Origin of the sequence: Bradyrhizobium sp. CCBAU 53421, from assembly GCF_015291625.1 — a bacterium.
In the GTDB taxonomy this organism is placed as follows: Bacteria; Pseudomonadota; Alphaproteobacteria; order Rhizobiales; family Xanthobacteraceae; genus Bradyrhizobium.
Map to the genome: position 1 here is coordinate 193,369 of NZ_CP030047.1, position 13,965 is coordinate 207,333.

Here is a 13,965-nt window from a genome sequence, read left to right on the forward strand (position 1 = left end):
CGCTCGACAGGGCAGCTTGACCGCCTGACGAAAATCAAGCGCCAAAACTCTTCGGCGAGCCTGCGACCGGCGTGCTGCCGCCTGAGGCCACCTTCATGACGGCGAGGCCGCGCTCGTTGGTGCCGTCGGAGCGGAAGCGGAACAGGCCGTCGATGCCGGCGAAGCCGGACGGATTGGTCAGCGTCTCCGGCGCAAAGCGCTGCGCGCCCTGGGTGCGCGCCAGCGCCGCCATCAGCGCCACGGCGTCATAGGCAAGCGTCGCGGTGCGCACCGGCTCGCCGCCGAACTTGGCGCGGTAGCGGCCGGCGAAGCTGCGGAAGCCGGACGGATCGGGCGCGGCGTAGAGGCCGCCCTGCAGGACGGGGCTCGCGAACACCCGCGGATTGTCCCACAGCCCGGTGCCGAGCAGCTGGATGTTGCGCAGATTGGCGCCCGCCGCGGTCAGCGCATCGGCGGTCGCGACCACCGAATCGCCGTCGTCGGCGATCAGCAGCGCATCGGCCTGGCCGAGCGCCTGGGCCACGCTCCGCGCCGGCGTTGCGCGATCGGCACCATATTTCTCGAATGCGACGACGCGGCCGTTCTTGCGGCCGACCGCCTGCTTGAACGCGGCCTCGACGACGTTGCCATAGGCGTTATCCGGCACCATCGCGGCGAATGACCGTTTCCCGATCCCGGCGGAATAATCGACGATCCGGTTGATGTCGGACTCCGGCAGGAAGCTCAGGAGGTAGACGCCGTGCCCGGCGACGCTCGAATCGGTGGAAAACGCGATCACCGAGGTTCCGCGCGGCCGCGTCAGTTGCGCGACGGCCGGCACGGAGCCTGCGAACAACGGGCCCAGGATGATCTCGGCCCCTTCGGATACGGCCTGCTGGGCACCCTGCGACGCGCCCTGCGGGCTGCCGCCGTCGTCCTTGATCAGAAGCTGGATGTTCGGGTTCTGAAATTCCGCGAGCGCCATTTCGGCGGCATTGCGCATCGACTGCGCGGCGAGCCCGGCATTGCCGGACGCCGACAGCGGCAAAATCAATCCAATTTTGACCTGCCCGGTGCCGACCGCCTGCGGCTGTTGCTGCGGACCGGCAGGACCGGCTTCCGGGTTGCTGCTGGAGAATTGGCTCAAGCTCTGCTGGATGCCGGAACAGGCCGTCAGCAACGGCGCGCCCACGATCAGGCCAAGCGCGGTCCGCCGGGTCGTGCCCGACGGCGGGGACGTGCGGTGATGCGGGCCTTCCATCGTCTCTCTTCTCTTGGCCGACCGTGATCGGCCAGGACTCCATCCAGCTCTGATGAGGCGGGTGGATTCAGGCATATTGTCGGCGAATAGTTAACTAAAACAAAAGGATTATGGCCCCGCGGCGCCGTTGCCGCAGCCTCCATTTCCCTCCCCTCAAGCAGCGTTCCGTCACTGCCCTTTGCGGATGTGGCGCTAGCGCCGCCATCCCTCTAGATTGGCATTATGCGCGCAAAAGCCAGTTCCCTCCACAGTTCGGATGCCACGACAAGCGCTTCGGCCAGAACCTTTTCGATCGGCGGCCAGCAACTCGCCGCGCCGAAAGCCAAGCCCGGGCTGCATCTGGTCGCGACCCCGATCGGAAATCTCGCCGACATCACCCTGCGCGCGCTGGAGACGCTGGCCGGTGTCGACGTCATCGCCTGCGAGGACACCAGGATTACCCGCCGGCTCACCGAGCGTTACGCCATCAGCGCCGAGCTCGCGCTCTACCACGAGCACAATGCGGCGCAGGCCCGGCCCAAGATCCTCGAACGGCTGGCGCAGGGCGCTGCGATCGCATTGGTCTCGGACGCCGGTACGCCGCTGATCTCCGATCCCGGCTTCAAGCTGGTGCGCGACGTCTGCGCCGCCGGGCATGCCGTCATCGCGGTGCCCGGACCGTCATCGGTGCTATCGGCGCTGTCGGTCGCGGCGCTGCCGACCGACCGGTTCTTCTTCGAGGGATTTCTGCCGGCCAAGGAGCATGCGCGCCGCGCGCGGCTCACCGAGCTCGCCCGGATCGATGCGACGCTGGTGATGTTCGAATCCGGCAATCGGGTGCAGGAGACGCTGCGCGATCTCGCCGCGATCATGGCTGGACGTGATGCCGCGATCTGCCGCGAGCTGACCAAGCTGCACGAGGAGATCAAGCGCGCGCCGGTGACCGAGCTTGCGGCAGGCGCGGACGCGCTGGAGACGCGCGGCGAGTTCGTGCTCGTGATCGGACCGCCGGCCGACGACGCCGGAGTGATGGACCAGGATGCGCTCGACGATCTGCTGCGCGCACAGCTCGCGCGCGGCAGCGTCAAGGATGCGGTGGCGCACGCGGTCGAGCTGTCGGGCCGGCCGCGCCGCGAGGTCTACGCCCGCGCGCTCGAATTGGCGAAAACCGCCGGGGACGGCGATGGCGAAGACTGACGGCGCCTCGCCCGAACGCGTCGCCGCGTTCCGCACCGGCCTGTCGGCCGAAAGCCGCGCCGCGGCGCTCCTGATCGCCAAGGGCTATCGCATCCTGGCGAAACGCTTCCGCACCCCCTATGGCGAGATCGATTTGGTGGCGCGCCGGCGCAATCTGCTCGCCTTCGTCGAGGTCAAGGCCCGGGCCAGCCTCGACGACGCCGCCTATGCGGTGACGCCGCGCCAGCAGCAGCGCATCGTCAATGCCGCCCAGGCCTGGCTGATGACGCATCCCGAACATGCCGAATTTGATCTCAGATTCGACGCCGTGCTGATTGCGCCGAAGAGCCTGCCGCGCCATCTGTTAGCGGCATTCGACGCAAGCCCTTAAAGTTACCCTCAGACCTCGCGGGACACGCTTATGAAATTGAAGATCGCCGTCCAGATGGATCCCATCGCGCGCATCAACATCCGCGGCGATTCGACCTTTGCGCTGCTGCTCGAAGCACAGAAGCGCGGCCACGGTATTTCCTATTACACGCCCGACAAGCTGTCGCTGCGCGGCGAGGAGCTGGTGGCGCCGGTGCAGCCGCTCACCGTGCGCGACGAGGTCGGCGCTCACTTCACGCTGAGCGAGCCGAAGCGGGAGGCCCTCAACGGCTTCGACGTCGTATTGCTGCGGCAGGACCCGCCGTTCGACCTCGCCTACATCACCTCGACGCATTTGCTCGAGCGCATCCATCCGAAGACGCTGGTGGTGAACGATCCGGCCAGCGTGCGCAACGCGCCGGAAAAGCTGTTCGTGATGAACTTCCCGCAGCTGATGCCGCCGACCCTGATCTCGCGCGACCTCGACGAGATCAACGCCTTCCGCGACCAGCACGGCGCCGTCGTCATGAAACCGTTGCACGGCCATGGCGGCGCCGCGGTCTTCCGCGTGATGCCGCAGGACATGAACTTCGGCTCGCTGTTCGACATGTTCTCGGTCACCTTCAAGGAGCCCTGGGTGATCCAGCGCTTCCTCCCCGAGGTGAAGCATGGCGACAAGCGCATCATCCTGGTTGACGGCGAATTCGCCGGCGCCGTCAACCGCGTGCCGGCGGCGGACGATCTGCGCTCCAACATGGTGCGCGGCGGTGCGGCCAAGGCGACCGAGCTGTCGGATCGCGAGCGCGAAATCTGCGCCACCGTCGGGCCCGCGCTACGCGAACTTGGTCTGATGTTCGTCGGCCTCGACGTGATCGACGGCAACCTGACCGAGATCAACGTCACATCCCCGACCGGCATCCGCGCAATTGCGCGGCTCAACGGCCCCGACGTCGCGGCCAAGATCTGGGATGCCATCGAGAAGAAGCGCGCCGCGAAATAATACTCCTCCCTTGTGCATTGCACATGCTGGCTGAAATTCAGCCAGCGTACGGGCGCGTGTGCGTTCGCCTTATTCTACTTGCCAGCTTGCGCCGGCGAGGGCAGCATTCTCTTGCCTGCGTCAGGTCAAGCGGCGGGCCAACGCGGGCGACAACGCGAAAACATCATAAAAATTGTGGAGGAAGACGTTATGACGCTCAATGTCTCACGACGATCCTTGCTCGCGCTCGGTGCCGGTCTCGGCGCCAGCACACTACTCGGCACCACTGCGCAGGCGCGCGCGCCGAAGCTCGGCACGCAGACACCCTATTGGCACCGCTTCGTGCTCGGCGACGCCGAAGTGACCGTGGTGTCCGACGGTCCGCTTCCGCTCGGCGATCCCTCCGGCACCTTCACCGGCGTGCCGAAGGAAGAAGTGAAGAAGATGCTCTCCGACAATTTCCTCTCGCCCGACAATGTCGTGCTCGAGCAGAACTCGCCGATCGTCAACACCGGCGACAAGCTGATCCTGTTCGACACCGGCATGGGCACCTCGAAGGCGTTCGGTCCGACCACCGGGCGGCAGCAGAAGAGCATGCAGGAAGCCGGCATCAAGCCGGAGGACATCGACGCCGTCGTGCTGTCGCACGCGCATATCGATCATATCGGCGGCATCGTCGGCGCCGACGACAAGCCGCTGTTCCCGAATGCGCAGTACTACATCGCGCAGAGCGATCTCGATTTCTGGACCGACGAAGGCAAGATGGGCAGTCCGTTGAAGGACTTTGTCGTGCACGCCCGCAAGAACCTGCTGCCGGTGCGCGACCGCATCGTGTTCTTCAAGGACGGCCAGGAATTCCTGCCCGGCGTGCAGGCGATCGCGGCGCCCGGCCACACCGTGGGCCACACCATCTTCATGGTGAGCTCGGGCGGCAAGTCCTTTGCCTTCCTCGGCGACCTCTCGCATCACGCGGTGCTGCTCTTGGAGCGGCCGCGGATGGAATTCTCCTACGACACCGATCCGAAGCAGGCGGCGAACTCGCGGGTCAAGCTCTTGGAGATGCTGGCCGCGAACAAGACGCCCGTGATGTCCTATCACTTCGCCTGGCCGGGCTACGGCCACGTCGCCAAGGCCGGCGAGGGCTTCCACTACTATCCCGAGCCGATGCAGATGACGCTGTGACGGCGGCGCATCCGGGGCGGCCCCCCTTCGCCTCGGATGTTCCCTTAATGTTCTTGCACTGCGCAGCCCGCTCCGCTACCTTGGGTGGCGGAAGATAGGGGCAGCATGGTCCAGCGGGTTTCTACCGTCGCATTCGAGGGGATCGAGGCCCGTGCGGTCGACGTGCAGGTCCAGGTCGCGCCGGGACTGCCGGCGTTCGCGATCGTCGGGCTGCCCGACAAGGCGGTGTCGGAGGCGCGGGAGCGGGTGCGCTCGGCGCTGATCGCCTCTGGGCTGGCGCTTCCCGCCCGCCGCATCACCGTCAACCTCGCACCGGCCGACCTGCCCAAGGAGGGCAGCCATTACGATTTGCCGATTGCGCTCGGCCTGATGGCCGCGATCGGCGCGATCCCGCCGGATGCGCTGAGCGGCTTCACCGTGCTCGGCGAACTCGGGCTCGACGGCTCGATTGCGCCGGTGGCGGGCGTGCTGCCGGCGGCGATCGGCGCCAATTCGCGCGACGAGGGATTGATCTGCCCGGCTGCCTGCGGCTCGGAGGCCGCCTGGGCCAGCCCGGACATCCAGATCATCGCGGCGCACTCGCTGATCCAGATCGCCAACCACTTCAAGGGCACGCAGGTGCTGTCGCGGCCGCAGCCGAAGGTGCGAGACCAGAACGAGGCGCGCGAGGAAGCGCTGCTCGATCTGCGCGACATCAAGGGCCAGGAAAGCGCCAAACGCGCGCTCGAGATCGCGGCTGCCGGCGGACATCATTTGCTCATGATGGGCTCGCCGGGCGCCGGCAAATCGATGCTGGCGGCGCGGCTGCCTTCGATCCTGCCGCCGCTGTCGCCGTCCGAACTGCTCGAAGTCTCGATGATCGCCTCCGTCGCCGGCGAGATCCGCGATGGCGCGCTGACCGCGCGGCGCCCGTTCCGCAGCCCGCATCATTCCGCCAGCATGGCCGCGCTGACCGGCGGCGGCATGCGCGCCAAGCCGGGCGAGATCTCGCTCGCGCATCAGGGCGTGCTGTTCCTCGACGAATTGCCGGAGTTCGATCCGCGCGTGCTGGATTCGCTGCGCCAGCCGCTGGAGAACGGCGAGGTATCGGTGAGCCGGGCCAATCACCGCGTCACCTATCCGGCGCGCTTCATGCTGGTCGCGGCGATGAACCCGTGCCGCTGCGGCCACGCCTATGAGCCCGGCTATTCCTGCAAGCGCGGCCAGCTCGACCGCTGCACTGCCGACTACCAGATGCGGATCTCCGGCCCGCTGATGGATCGCATCGACCTGCGGATCGAGGTGCCGGCCGTGACCGCGGCGGATCTGATCCTGCCGCCGCCGGCGGAGGGTTCGGCCGAGGTCGCCGCCCGCGTCGCGGCCGCGCGCGACATCCAGCTCGCGCGCTACGCGGCGGCCGGCATGCCGCATGTCCGCACCAATGCGGAAGCACCGAGCGCGCTGCTCGAGACCATCGCGCAGCCCGACGCGCATGGCCAGAAGCTGCTGCGCGAGGCCGCCGACAACATGCGCCTCACCGCGCGCGGCTATCATCGCGTGCTGCGGGTGGCGCGCACGCTCGCCGATCTCGACGGCGCCGAGACCATCGGCCGGCTGCATCTCGCCGAAGCGCTGTCCTATCGTGCATTGGCGGATGATCTGCGCCGCGCGGCGTGATCTCCCCCGTTTTCCACCCCGCGGCCCACCGCGTCAACGTGACGGTAGCCACTCTCATTTACGCTCCGCAAACCATAAGCACCGCGATCTGCGGCAAGCTTGGGTCGAGCGAGTTGTGTCATGTTGCGTATGAAGGTTCTGGCCTCGGTGGTCCCGCTTGCCGTGGCCGCGGTATTTGCCCGCGCTGAGTTGCTGCCGGGTCCTCGGCCCTGCATCGACGTGGGCGGCGCTACGATGCAGATCGCATCGGTCCCCTGGCAGGCCCAGTTTCACGTCAGCTTCACCGACGACCCCGGCCTTGCCACCGTCCGGGTCCGGATTGCCGACAGCGCCGAAGCCGCCGACTTCACCGTGATCGACGACATCGACGATGCCGAAGCCGGCGCCTGCGAAAGCAATTCGGTGCCGCAGCTGATCGGGATTTCCGGCCAGCCGACCGCAGCCGGCCCCGTCATCTATCTTTCCCGTGACGGTCCGTTCGACTACCGCGTCTACGTGCAGTCGAGGACGTTCTCGGTGCGCGATGCGGCGGCCCTGATCGTCAGCGCCCGCGGCGGACACCGCCGCCTCGAAGCGGCATCGCTCGCGCCTCCCGCGCATGTCCGCGGCCAGGCCATGGCGGAATTAACTACCCGCTAACCCTGTTCCGAGGGCGGCGCGAAACGGCCACCAACCTCAAGCACTTTGCAAGGTGCAAGACGCATGGTGATCACCAGATCGGGCTAGCTCAGGACCACCATTGATGGGGCGTTTCTTCCGGATCAAGTTACGCCTTCGCCGCTTCCTGCGACGCCATTCCTGGGTCGCGACGATCATCCGTTCCTTCACGATCTTCTCCGTCGCATTCGGCAGCGCCTTCGGGTTCATCTCCGGCGCCCTCTCGCCGCACAGCGGCTACGACCCCAATGCATTCGCGATCGGCGTCAGCTTCCTGTTCGCGCTCGCCTGCCTCTGGATCGTGACGCTCGGCATCCGGCTGCGGCTGATGCGCAGGCGGCTGCGCACCATCGCCATGCACAATGAGGCGATGGCCGACCGCAACTGGGAACTGCAGGAGGCCGAACAGCGCGCCTCCACCCTGTTCGAGGCACAGGACGATCTGATCGTGCTGCGCGACCTCGACGGCCGCATCACCTACGCCAACGACGCCTATTGCGCCCTGGCACAGATCCCGCGCGGCGAATTGATCGGCAGCACCGCCACGCTCAAGCTGCTCGAGCAGGGCGCGACCGCGCTCGAATCCAACGGCACACGGGCCTACGACCAGAAGATCGAGGGCCCGCTCGGGCCGCGCTGGATCGCCTGGCGCGAGGGCCTCGTGCGCAATGATGCCGGCGCGCCGGCGGAGATGCAGAGCGTCGGCCGCGACGTCACCGACCGCACCGAGAGCGAGCACGCGCTGGCCGACGCCCGCGATCAGGCGGATGCCGCCAATCGCGCCAAGTCGCGCTTCCTGGCGATGGCGAGCCACGAGATCCGCACCCCGCTGAACGGCATCATCGGCATGAGCGGGCTGCTGATGGACACCCAGCTGACGCCGGAGCAGATGACCTACGCCAAGGCGGTCAAGACCTCGGGCGACGCGCTGCTGGCGCTGATCGAGGAGCTGCTCGACTATTCCAAGATCGAAGCCGGCAAGATCGATCTCGAACACCGCGCCTTTGCGCTGTCCGGCCTGATCGAGGACATCACCGAGCTGCTGGCGCCGCGCGCGCAGGCCAAGGGCATCGAGATCGCCGCCTATGTCGACGAGCGGCTGCCGATGCAGGTGACCGGCGACGCCGCGCGGCTGCGCCAGGTGCTGCTCAATCTCGCCGGCAATGCCATCAAGTTCACCGCGACCGGCGGCGTGGCGCTGATCGTCGAGCCCGGCATCTGGCCGAACGAGATCAGCTTCCTGGTGCGCGACACCGGCATCGGCATCGCACCGGAAGCGCAGCAGCGCATCTTCCGCGAGTTCGAGCAGGCCGACGACCGCATCGCGCGCAGCTATGGCGGCACCGGCCTCGGCCTCTCGATCAGCGACCGCATCGTCAGGCGCATGGGCGGCCGCATCACGCTGGCGAGCACGCCGGGCGCGGGCTCGACCTTCGAGGTCTCGATCCCGCTGGCCGCCGCCGATACCGGCGAGACGAAAGGCTTCACCGCGCCGGACCTCGCCGGCCAGTCGATCATGCTGGTCGCGCCGCACAGCATCGAGGCCTCGCTGATCTCGCGGCGCTTGCAGCGCTGGGGCGCGCAGACCTGCATCGTGTCGGATGCCAATGTCGCCGAGGCGCTGCTGCCGGAGCGGAGCTGGCACACGGTCCTGATCGACCACGCGCTCGGCACGCAGGTGGTGGAGGCGTTCGCCGAAGCCGCCCGCATCCACGCAACCCATCGCATCGTGATGGTCACGCCGGCGACGCGGCAGGACCTTTCGGCCTCCGAGACCACCATGTTGACCGGCTATCTGGTCAAGCCGCTGCGCGCGTCGTCGCTCGCCGCACGCCTGACGGCGTCACCCGAGATCGCCGCACCAAGCCTCGTGATCGAGACGGTCGCCGAGTCCGCGCCGACTGCGCCGGCGGCCGCGCCGCCGCACAAGGGGCTCTCGATCCTGGTCGCCGAAGACAACGAGATCAACGCGCTGCTGATGCGCTCGCTGCTCGCCCGGCTCGGCCACACCGCCGTCATCACCACCAATGGCGAGCAGGCGATGGAATCCTGGCTTTCGGCGACCTCGGCCGGCACGCCCTACGATCTCGTGCTGATGGACATCCAGATGCCGCGCCTCAACGGCATCGAGACCACCAAGCAGATCCGCGCCCAGGAGTCCGGCGGGCTGGCCGGCCAGTCCGGACGTCGGACGCCGATCCTGGCGCTGACCGCCAACACGCTGGTGGAGGATCGCTACGCCTGCTTCGAGGCCGGCATGGATGGCTTCCTGATCAAGCCGCTCGATCGCGAGAAGCTGGAAGAAGCGCTCGCGGGCCTCGCCGCCGCGCGGCATATCGCGGCGTAGCAGCTGCAAACTCGCTGTCGTCCCGGCGAAGGCCGGGACCCATAACCACCGAATTTGGTTGTTGCGACCAGCAGCGGCCACAGCCCTGCAAATTGCTGGCGCCTGTGGTTATGGGTCCCCGCGTTCGCGGGGACGACAGCTGTGGATGCAGCCGACTTAACCGAACAACGACTACAGCCGCCGCAGCGCGACCGACTGCACCACGTGGTCGGCGCCCTTCTTCAGGACCAGCGTCGCGCGCGGGCGGGTCGGCAGGATGTTGTCCTCGAGATTGGCGAGGTTGGTGCGCTCCCAGATCGCGATCGCGGTCGCGGTCGCTTCCTCGTCCGACAGCAGCGCATAGCGGTGGAAGTAGGATCTCGGATCGGTGAACGCGGTGTCGCGCAGCGCCAGGAAGCGCTTGATGTACCACTCCCGCAGCACGGCCTCGTCGGCGTCGATATAGACCGAGAAATCGAAGAAGTCGGAGACGAACGGCACCGCCTTGCCGTCACGCGGCAGCCGCCCGGTCTGCAGCACGTTGACGCCCTCGACGATCAGAATGTCGGGCTGGTCGATCTCGACCCATTTGTTCGGCACGATGTCATAGGTCAGATGCGAGTAGACCGGCGCGCGCACGCGGCGCCGTCCCGCCTTGATGTCGCTGAGGAACGACAGCAGCGTCGGCAGATCGTAGCTCTCCGGAAAGCCCTTCTTCTGCATGATGCCCTGCCGCTCGAGCACGGCATTCGGAAACAGGAAACCGTCGGTCGTGATCAGGTCGACCTTCGGACGCGGCGACCAGCGCGCCAGCAGCGCCTGCAACACGCGGGCCGTGGTCGACTTGCCGACCGCGACCGAACCGGCGACGCCGACGATGTAGGGCATCTTGCGGTCGCGGATGTTGAGGAACTGGCGCTGCGAATAATACAGCCGCTGGGTCGCATCGACATAGATCGAGAGCAGCCGCGACAGCGGCAGGTAGATGTCCTCGACCTCCTGCAGATCGAGGCGGTCATGCATCGAACGCAGGCGATCGAATTCGCCCGGCTCCAGCGTCATCGGCGTGTCGTCGCGCAGATGCGACCATTGCTGGCGCGTGAAGATGCGATAGGGGTTGTATTGCTGATCTGGTGCCCGGATGTCCATGAGGCCGCCCCTCTCAATGCGCTCGATCATTTGCGCTAGTCGCGCTTGCGCGACGCCTTCTCTTCCAGTCCCGACATCGCGGTGCGCTTCTGAAGCGCCGCCTCGACATCCTCCAGCTTCACGCCACGTGACTTCAACAGAACCAGCAGGTGAAACACCAGATCGGCGCTCTCGGCGATCAGATGATCGCGATTGTTCTCGACCGCGGCGATCACGGTCTCGACCGCTTCCTCGCCCAATTTCTTGGCGCAATGCTCCGCGCCCTTGTCGAGCAACTTGCGGGTGTAGGACGCCTCGCCGCCCGTTGCAGCGCGGGCGTCGATGGTGGCGGCCAGATCGTGGACCGTGAAACGCGACATCAACTCAACTCAAGCATGCGCACCGGCACCGCGAGGGTGCCATCCCTAGGTGGGGACTTAGCATTTTTGTGACAAGGAGTCCCAGATCACTGTGTTTCCGAACCGCGCGCTACGGATCGAGCCGCATCGGCAGACCGGCGCGCACCATGTGATCCTTGGCCTGGCGGATGGTGAATTCCCCGAAGTGGAAGATCGACGCCGCCAGCACGCCGGTGGCGTGACCCTCGCGGACGCCGTCGACCAAATGATCGAGATTGCCGACGCCGCCGGACGCGATAACCGGTACGGGGACACTGTCCGCGATCGCCCGGGTCAGCGGCAGGTCAAAGCCCTGCCGCGTGCCGTCCCGGTCCATCGAGGTCAGCAGGATCTCGCCGGCGCCGAGCGCGACGACCTCCTGGGCATACTCGATGGCGTCGATCCCGGTGGCATTCCGTCCACCATGGGTGAATATCTCCCAGCGGTCCGAGCCGCCGGCCCGCTTGACCCGCTTGGCGTCGATCGCGACCACGATGCATTGCTCGCCGTACTTCTCGGCGGCCTCCTTGACGAATTCGCGCCGGCTGACCGCCGCGGAATTGATCGAGACCTTGTCGGCCCCGGACCGCAGCAGGGTCTTGATGTCGTCGACGGTGCGGACGCCGCCGCCCACGGTCAGCGGCATGAAGCAGGCCTCCGCCGTCCGCCGCACCACGTCCAGCATGATGCCGCGGTTCTCATGGGTGGCGGTGATGTCGAGGAAGGTGAGCTCGTCGGCGCCGGCGGCGTCATAGGCAATCGCAGCCTCGACCGGGTCGCCGGCATCGCGCAGATCGACGAAGTTGACGCCCTTGACCACGCGCCCGTCCTTGACGTCGAGGCAGGGGATCACGCGAACCTTGAACATGATGTTCTCCCGATAGCGTTTTCCAGCGAAGTGGGTACCGGTTCGCGTGAAGAAAACGCGTCAAACATAAGACTACGCGCTGCGGATCAGCTGAAGCGCGGCGGCGGGATCGAGCCGCCCGTCATAGAGCGCGCGGCCGACGATGGCGCCGGCGAGCTTCCTGGCGCGCGGCTCCAGCAGCGCCTTGACGTCGTCGATCGAGGCAAAGCCACCGGATGCGATCACCGGAATCGAAATGCGGTCGGCAAGCGCGATGGTCGCATCGAGGTTGAGGCCCTTGAGCAGGCCGTCGCGGGCGATGTCGGTGAAGATGATCGCGGCAACGCCGGCATCCTCGAAGCGCTGCGCGATCTCGAGCGCGGTCACATGCGAGGTCTCGGCCCAGCCCTCGACCGCGACCTTGCCGTCGCGCGCATCGAGGCCGACCGCAACGCGGCCAGGGAATTTCCTTGCCGCGCCCTTCACGAGCTCAGGATCGCGCACCGCCGCGGTGCCGATGATGACACGCGTGATGCCCTTGTCGAGCCAGGCCTCGATGGTCTCGAGGTCGCGGATGCCGCCGCCGAGCTGCACCGGCACGGTGACGGCCTTCAGCATCGCCTCCACCGCATGGGCATTCATCGGCTTGCCGGCGAAGGCGCCGTCGAGATCGACGACGTGGAGATATTCGAAGCCCTGCGCGGCAAAGCTCTTGGCCTGCGCCGCCGGATCGAGATTGAACACGGTGGCGCGCGCCATGTCGCCCTGCTCCAGGCGCACGCACTGGCCGTTCTTCAGATCAACCGCTGGAAAAAGAATCACGGCTTCCACTTCAAGAAATTGGCGATCAGAGCGAGGCCGAAGCGCTGGCTTTTCTCGGGGTGAAACTGGGTGCCGATCGCGGTGTCCTTGGCGACGATCGCGGTCACCGGCCCGCCATAGTCGGCGCGCGCCAGCACGTCCGCCTCGTTGGCGGCGTTGAGGTGATAGGAGTGCACGAAATAGGCGTGGCGCCCCTTCGGCCCGAGCGGCAGCCGCTCCAGCACCGGGTGCTCGCGCACCATGTCGAGCGTATTCCAGCCCATATGCGGGACCTTCAGGCTCTCGTCGCGCGGCTCGATCTTCTCGACATCTCCGCCGATCCAGTTGAAGCCCTCGGTGATCACGTGCTCCTTGCCGCGCGTCGCCATCAGCTGCATGCCGACGCAGATGCCGAAGAACGGCCGCGCCTTGACCCGCACCGCTTCGGTCAGCGCTTCCAGCATGCCGTCGACCGCGTCGACACCGCGGCGGCAATCGGCGAACGCGCCGACACCGGGGAGCACGATCCGATCGGCGCGATACACCGCATCGGGATCGCGCGTCACCTTGATGGCTTGCGAGTCCTCCATGCTGCGCGCGGCGCGCTCAAAGGCCTTCGCCGCCGAATGCAGATTGCCGGAGCCGTAATCGATGATTGCAACCGTCATCGCGATCCTCCTGGCTCTGGAAACAATCCGATGATGCCGCCCTGCGGCATCGGCGGGGGTTTTGAGAATGATTGACCGGGAACGTCCCGGGTCGGCGGCGGCCCGCCGCGATCGACGGACCGCTGGTCGTTGAAGCCGCCGCGATGCCGTGCGGTCCAGCGCTCGAAGAAGCGGTGTTCGGCGTCCAATACATTGTCGGCCACGACGATGTCGAGCTGGCGCCATTTGCGCCGCGACAGCGTCCAGCGTTGCAGGGTTGCCGCCTCCAGCCCGATCAGCACCATCAACACCAGGTCGACGAGGAAGATCGCGCCGCGGCCGATACCGAGCTTGGTCAGCGCAAAATCGATCGCGAAGGTCAGGACGAGCCAGCCGATCAGCGCCAGCCAGAGCCTGTTCCAGGCCAGCCAGATCACGCCGGCGACCGCGGCCCAGAAATGGAAGCCGTCGCGCACGAACACGAACTTGTCGGTCGCCGCGAGATCGGCGCCGTTGGCCACGGGGGCATGCACTGTATAGACCGGCATCGAACGCTCCGCCGAGGATGGACTTTTACTTA

At 66.8% G+C, this 13,965-nt stretch carries 14 protein-coding genes; 7 read left to right on the forward strand and 7 right to left on the reverse strand.

Translation table 11 applies throughout. The features are described 5' to 3' along the window. Nucleotides 1–34 precede the first annotated feature (34 nt). Entirely contained in the window at nucleotides 35–1,240 is a 1,206-nt protein-coding gene (locus XH92_RS00895; RefSeq protein ID WP_194457558.1) for a penicillin-binding protein activator, read from the reverse strand. 222 nt (nucleotides 1,241–1,462) lie between these two features. Between XH92_RS00895 and rsmI the strand changes: the two genes are divergently transcribed. The 7 genes from rsmI (at nucleotide 1,463) to XH92_RS00930 (ending at nucleotide 9,585) form a co-directional block, all read left to right on the forward strand. Continuing rightward, entirely contained in the window at nucleotides 1,463–2,416 is a 954-nt protein-coding gene (rsmI, locus tag XH92_RS00900; protein WP_194457559.1) for a 16S rRNA (cytidine(1402)-2'-O)-methyltransferase, read from the forward strand. Continuing rightward, complete coding sequence (locus XH92_RS00905) at nucleotides 2,403–2,786, forward strand: YraN family protein (protein WP_194457560.1); 384 nt, start codon at nucleotides 2,403–2,405, stop codon at nucleotides 2,784–2,786. Before rsmI ends, XH92_RS00905 begins: the two co-directional genes overlap by 14 nt. Nucleotides 2,787–2,816: 30 nt before the next feature. Continuing rightward, nucleotides 2,817–3,764 (forward strand): glutathione synthase, encoded by a 948-nt coding sequence (gshB, locus tag XH92_RS00910; RefSeq protein WP_194457561.1) that lies wholly within the window; start codon nucleotides 2,817–2,819, stop codon nucleotides 3,762–3,764. A 189-nt stretch (nucleotides 3,765–3,953) separates the two neighbouring features. Then, nucleotides 3,954–4,925 (forward strand): MBL fold metallo-hydrolase, encoded by a 972-nt coding sequence (locus XH92_RS00915; protein WP_194457562.1) that lies wholly within the window; start codon nucleotides 3,954–3,956, stop codon nucleotides 4,923–4,925. Nucleotides 4,926–5,030: 105 nt separating this feature from the next. Further along, nucleotides 5,031–6,581, forward strand: a complete 1,551-nt coding sequence (locus tag XH92_RS00920) for a YifB family Mg chelatase-like AAA ATPase (RefSeq protein ID WP_194457563.1) — start codon at nucleotides 5,031–5,033, stop codon at nucleotides 6,579–6,581. A gap of 120 nt (nucleotides 6,582–6,701) precedes the next feature. Beyond that, entirely contained in the window at nucleotides 6,702–7,220 is a 519-nt protein-coding gene (locus XH92_RS00925; RefSeq protein WP_194457564.1) for a hypothetical protein, read from the forward strand. A gap of 103 nt (nucleotides 7,221–7,323) precedes the next feature. Then, nucleotides 7,324–9,585: a PAS domain-containing hybrid sensor histidine kinase/response regulator gene (locus XH92_RS00930; protein ID WP_194457565.1), complete on the forward strand. Its 2,262-nt coding sequence runs from the start codon at nucleotides 7,324–7,326 to the stop codon at nucleotides 9,583–9,585. Between the two features lie 171 nt (nucleotides 9,586–9,756). Here XH92_RS00930 and coaA read toward each other — a convergent pair whose 3' ends face one another. From coaA to XH92_RS00960, 6 genes are all read right to left on the reverse strand, one after another. After that, entirely contained in the window at nucleotides 9,757–10,713 is a 957-nt protein-coding gene (gene coaA / locus XH92_RS00935) for a type I pantothenate kinase (protein ID WP_194461049.1), read from the reverse strand. A 35-nt stretch (nucleotides 10,714–10,748) separates the two neighbouring features. Beyond that, on the reverse strand, nucleotides 10,749–11,072 hold the full coding sequence (locus XH92_RS00940) for a phosphoribosyl-ATP diphosphatase (RefSeq protein WP_194457566.1): 324 nt from the start codon (nucleotides 11,070–11,072) through the stop codon (nucleotides 10,749–10,751). Nucleotides 11,073–11,181: 109 nt separating this feature from the next. Further along, the gene (gene hisF, locus XH92_RS00945; protein ID WP_028335794.1) at nucleotides 11,182–11,958 is read right to left on the reverse strand and encodes an imidazole glycerol phosphate synthase subunit HisF; all 777 of its coding nucleotides are present in this window, start codon (nucleotides 11,956–11,958) and stop codon (nucleotides 11,182–11,184) included. A 72-nt stretch (nucleotides 11,959–12,030) separates the two neighbouring features. Continuing rightward, nucleotides 12,031–12,759, reverse strand: a complete 729-nt coding sequence (gene hisA, locus XH92_RS00950) for a 1-(5-phosphoribosyl)-5-[(5-phosphoribosylamino)methylideneamino]imidazole-4-carboxamide isomerase (RefSeq protein ID WP_194457567.1) — start codon at nucleotides 12,757–12,759, stop codon at nucleotides 12,031–12,033. Next, the gene (gene hisH / locus XH92_RS00955; RefSeq protein ID WP_194457568.1) at nucleotides 12,756–13,406 is read right to left on the reverse strand and encodes an imidazole glycerol phosphate synthase subunit HisH; all 651 of its coding nucleotides are present in this window, start codon (nucleotides 13,404–13,406) and stop codon (nucleotides 12,756–12,758) included. Before hisH ends, hisA begins: the two co-directional genes overlap by 4 nt. Next, the gene (locus tag XH92_RS00960; RefSeq protein WP_194457569.1) at nucleotides 13,403–13,933 is read right to left on the reverse strand and encodes a DUF2628 domain-containing protein; all 531 of its coding nucleotides are present in this window, start codon (nucleotides 13,931–13,933) and stop codon (nucleotides 13,403–13,405) included. The genes hisH and XH92_RS00960 overlap by 4 nt, the downstream gene beginning before the upstream one ends. Nucleotides 13,934–13,965 lie beyond the last annotated feature (32 nt).